Origin of the sequence: Streptomyces sp. SA15, from assembly GCF_002291145.1 — a bacterium.
Taxonomy (GTDB): Bacteria; Actinomycetota; Actinomycetes; order Streptomycetales; family Streptomycetaceae; genus Streptomyces.
Window position 1 is genome coordinate 1 of the sequence record NZ_NTGE01000081.1, and the last position, 4,671, is coordinate 4,671.

4 protein-coding genes are annotated in these 4,671 nt (G+C 76.2%); all 4 read left to right on the top strand.

Annotated elements, in window-relative coordinates; all coding sequences use genetic code 11:
* Nucleotides 1-1,844: thioesterase domain-containing protein (locus CLM62_RS15395; protein WP_257003855.1), on the top strand; the 1,844-nt coding region annotated here is incomplete at its 5' end.
* Nucleotides 1,841-2,779 carry an ACP S-malonyltransferase gene (locus CLM62_RS15400; protein WP_095750438.1) on the top strand — a complete coding sequence of 313 codons (939 nt, stop codon included), beginning with the start codon at nucleotides 1,841-1,843 and terminating at the stop codon, nucleotides 2,777-2,779. The genes CLM62_RS15395 and CLM62_RS15400, both read left to right, overlap by 4 nt.
* A complete protein-coding gene (locus tag CLM62_RS15405) occupies nucleotides 2,776-3,555 on the top strand; it encodes a thioesterase domain-containing protein (protein WP_257003856.1) in 780 nt (259 codons plus the stop codon). Before CLM62_RS15400 ends, CLM62_RS15405 begins: the two co-directional genes overlap by 4 nt.
* A 110-nt stretch (nucleotides 3,556-3,665) precedes the next feature.
* On the top strand, nucleotides 3,666-4,671 hold a 1,006-nt coding region (locus tag CLM62_RS15410), incomplete at its 3' end, for an acyl carrier protein (protein ID WP_143659077.1).

Below are 4,671 nucleotides of genomic sequence, written 5' to 3' on the forward strand. Positions count from 1 at the left end.
GGTTGCGGGTGTGGGCGGCGCAGCACGCGGCGACGGAGTCCAACGTGCTGCAGGCGCTGTGGGCCGCGCTGCTGTGGCGCTGCGCCGGCGGCGACGGCCGGGCGCGGACCCGGCTGGGGGTGACGCTGTCCGGCCGGGCCGACGGTCCCGAGGGGGTGCGGCGGATGCCGGGCATGCTCAGCACCACGCTCCCGCTCGACCTGGACGTCGGCCCGGACGATCCCGTCGCCGACCTCGTCGAGCGTGCCCGCGAGGCGGCCCTGGACCTCCAGGACCAGGAGTGGGTGAGCACCGGTCAGGTGCACGAGTGGGCCGGGCTGCCCGGCAGCCGCCCGCTGTTCGACAGCCTGCTGGTCGTGGAGAACTACCCGGCCGCGCTGCGGGAGGTCGGGGAGCGGCTGGCGGCGTCCGGCGCGGACGTCGGCGTCCCCACCGCCGTCGGGGCCCGTACCGCGTACGCGGTGACCGCGCTCGCGCACCGCGAGAAGTCGGCGCTGGTGACGGAGTTCGTGCCCGATCCGCGCCGGCTCCAGGGCGCGGACACCGCCCGGATCGCCGCGCTGTGGGAGACGTGCCTGCGCCGCCTCGCCGAGAATCCGCAGGGCCTGACGGTGGCGGACCTGGTGGGTGGGGTCGCCGACGCCGCACTGCCCCGGGTCGGCCCCCGCACGGGGTCCACGCGCCGCCGTACGGTGTCCTGGCCGGACTCGGCGTGGGCGTGCCGGGCCGTGCGGGACGCCTTCCGTACGGTGCTGGGCGTGTCCGGCGTCGAGGCGGACGCCGACTTCTACGCCCTGGGCGGCCACTCACTGCTGTCCGTACGGCTGTTGCGGGCGCTGGAGGAGACCGGCGCGCCCGGTCTGACGCTCGCCGATCTGTTGCGGCACCCCACCGCCGGGGAACTGGCGGAGCTGCTGGAGCGGCGCCGCGACGACGGGGGCGGCGGCGAGTCGCGGTCCGTTCTGGTGCCGCTGCGGGAGGCGGACGGCGACGCCGACCCGGTGACCGTGTACCTGCTGCACCCACCGGGTGGTCAGGTCGCCTGCTACGGCGAGCTCGCCGCGCGTTTCCCGGGGCCGGCGCGGCTGGTCGGCGTGCAGGATCCGCGTATCGCGCTGCCGGGGCCGCCGCCGCACCGCACGGTGGAGGAGCTGGCGCGGACGTACGCCGACGCGCTGCCCCCGGCCGCCGCCGGCGAGCGGCTGATCCTCGCGGGGTTCTCCGGGGGCGGGGTCATCGCCTACGAACTGGCGCGCCTGCTGCGGTCCCGGGGACGCGCCCCGGACCTGTTGGTGCTGCTCGACGCGGCGGCCCCGACCGGGTCGCGCACCGACACCACGGCCGACGGCAGTTTCCTGGAGCAGGTGGCGGCCTACGACCGTGAGCGCCGCGCCGCCGACGGCGGCCGGGAGGGTGCCGGCCGTGAGCGTGGCGCACCCTCGGGTCCGAAGGCGGCTCCGGTCGCCGCGCCGCGGGAGTACCTGGACGAACTCGCGCAGGTCGCGGACTGGATGGGCAACAGCGGACCCGATCCCTTCGCGCTGCTGCGCGAGACACTGGGCGCGGTCGAGGACTACCGTCCGGGCCCGTACGCCGGGCGGCTGCTGGTGCTGCGGGCCGAGGACACCGACTTCGGCCGGGGCAGTTCCTTCGACGCCTCCGGCACGTACTACGCGCGCCCCGCCCTGGGCTGGGAGGACCACTGTCCGGACGTGACGGTGGAGGAGGTTCCCGGCAACCACATCAGCCTGCTGTCCGGTGCCCACGCCGCGGCGCTGGGCGCCCTGCTGGCCGCCCGGTGCGGAGGCACCCCCGATCCCGACGCCGAGGCGGAGACACCATGACCACCGTCCACATGTTCGCCGGGCAGGGCGTGCAGCGGCCCGGCATGGGCAAGGACCTCTTCTACCGCTATCCCGACCTGACCGAGGAAGCCGACGCCGTGCTCGGCTACTCGGTGCGCGAGCTCTGCCTGACCGGGGGGCGGGACGGTCAGCTCGACGACACCCGGTACACCCAGCCCGCCGTGTACGTCGTCAACGCGCTGTCCTACCGTGCGCAGGTGGAGCGGGACGGCCCGCCTGACCTGGCGCTCGGCCACAGCCTGGGCGAGTACAACGCCCTGGAGGCGGCAGGGGTGCTGGGGTTCGCGCAGGGTCTGGAGCTGGTCGCGGCCCGCGCGGCCGGCATGGCCCGGATCACCGGCGGCGGCATGAGCGTGGTGATCGGGCTGCGCGAGACCGTGCTGCGCTTCCTGCTGCACCGCTCCGGGTTCGGCTCCGTGCACCTGGCCAACCTCAACGCACCGGACCAGCTGGTGCTGGCCGGTCCGCGTGAGGACCTGGAGATGATGGAGCTGATCCTCCAGGACGCCGGCGCCCGCCTGGCCCGCCGGCTGCCGGTCAGCGGCCCGTTCCACTCCCCGCACATGAGCCCGACCGCCCGGGAGCTCGCCGCCCTGCTGCGCCGTACGGCGTTCCGCCCGCCGCGGATCCCCGTCGTCTCCAACCGGACGGCGCGGCCGCACCGGTACGAGGACCTGGCGGACACCCTGGCCGAGCAGGTCGACCACCCGGTGCGCTGGGCGGAGTCCGTGGAGTGGGTGCTCGGTCACGGGCCGGGCGGTGAGCGGCGCGACGGGCCGCCGCCGCGGTTCGTGGAGGTCGGCGGGGGCGCCGTGCTGACCGGGATGGTCCGGCGGATCTCCGAGGAGTGGGCGCGGTCGTCCGGCGGCCGTGGTGCGCCGGTTGCCGCCGGGGCGGGAGGTGAGCGGCCGTGAGGGCGACGAGCACCGTCTTCCAGGGCCGTCCGGTGGCCGATCCGCGGCTGCGGCTGTTCGTCTTCCACCACGCGGGCGGCTCCCACGTGACGTACCGGGCGCTGGCCCGGGAACTCCCGGAGGACTGGGAGGTGTGTCTCGTCGACGCGCCGGGACGCGGCCGGCTGACGCACGAGGAGCCGCTGGCGGAGCCGCGGTCGCTGGTCGACCGTGTCCATGATGACCTGCTGGTGTGGCTGGACCGGCCGTTCGCCTTCTTCGGTCACAGCATGGGCGGCCTGCTCTGCCACGACCTGACGCTCCGGCTCGACCGCGACGGTCTCCCGCTGCCGCGCTGGCTCGGGCTGTCCGCGCGCGGTGCCCCGGCGCCGGACGGCGGCACCGGGGAGGAGCAGCGCCATCTGCTGCCCTCGGCCGAACTGCGCGCGGTCATCGCACGGCTGGGCGGCACGCCGGAGGCGGTGCTGCGCGACGACGAGCTGTGGTCGCTGGTGGAGCCGGTGCTCCGGGCCGACCTGCGGATCGTCGAGACCTGGCGGTTCGACGCGGCCGACCGGCTGCCGCCGGTTCCGCTCGCCGTCTTCGGCGGCACGCACGATCCGATGGTGACCCCCGCCCGGCTGGCGGCCTGGGCGGACCGCACCTCCGCCTTCCAGGGCCTGCGCCTGTTCCCCGGCCACCACTTCTACTTCACCGCCCAGCTTCCGCAGACCGCCACGCGGATCGCCGCGGACGTCCACGCGGCACTGGACACGGCCTGGCAGCCACGCCGCTGACCGTGAGCTCCGCCCGAGCACCCGGTCCCGCCTCCTTCAGGTTCGTCACCGGGCCGACCCGCTTCGGCTCCCGTCCGCACCACGCCCCGCTCCGCCCCGAGGAGACCCGCATGACCACCACCCCGCTGGCCCCGGTCACGGCCGAGCAACTGGCCGGCCATGTCGCCGCCGTCCTCGGCGTGCCGCGGCGGAGCGTCGACCCCGACCAGCCGCTGACCTCGCTCGGCCTGGAGGCCCGTTCCGCGCTGCGGCTGCAGCACCACCTGCGCACGCTCGGTGCGGGCGGGCTGTCGTTGCGCCGGCTGCTCGACGGCGGTTCGGTCCGCTCGATCGCGACTGTGCTCGCCCGCGACGCCGACGCCCCTGCCCGGTCCGGCGCGGCTCCGGTCCCGGACGCGTCCCCGCGGCGTCGGCTCGTGCCGCTCGGTGCCGACCTGGCCGGCCGGCTGTCGGCGTGCGGCGAGGAGTGGGGACTGACGCGGGAGACGGTGCTGTACGCCGCCGCCCTGTTGACCGTGGCCCGCTGGACCTGCGGCACCGGGTGGCTGGAGGTGCGGCTCGAGGCGGACGGGCGGCCGACGCGGACCCTGCGGACGCCGGCTCCCGACCCGCTGCGCTGGTCCGGGTTCGGCGCCTACGCCCGTGAGCTGAGCCGTGTGGCCCACGCCCCGGCCGAGGCGCTGCACCCCTCGGCGAGCGCGGCCCGCGTGGTGTTCGCGGTGGCCCCCGCGGAGCAGACCGGCACTCCGCCCCTCCCCTCCCCGGTCCTCGCGCACCGGCTCGACCACTCCGGTCCGGCACTCGTCGCGGTGTGGGAACTGCGCGAATCGGACGGTGCCGACGCCGCGTTCCTGACCGGTCTCGGCGAGGCGTACGGCACACTGCTCGCAGTTCTCGCGGAGGATCCCCTCGCCTGGCGGCGCGTCGACCTGGGCTGGGCTCCGACGTTCACCTTCCAGGAGCCGCTCCTCGCCCGTCCCTTCCTGGACGCCGGGCCCCTGCTGGACGACCCCTTGCGCGCTGCGGCCCGGCGGTCCCCGGACGCGCCGGCGCTGCTCGGCTCCTCGGGTGCCCTCACCCACGGCGAACTGGCCGCGCGCGCCGCGGTCCTCGCAG

Bases quoted from the DNA above. Each gene is read 5' to 3' on its own strand.
- CLM62_RS15400 (WP_095750438.1), top strand. From the start codon at position 1,841: ATGACCACCGTCCACATGTTCGCCGGGCAGGGCGTGCAGCGGCCCGGC.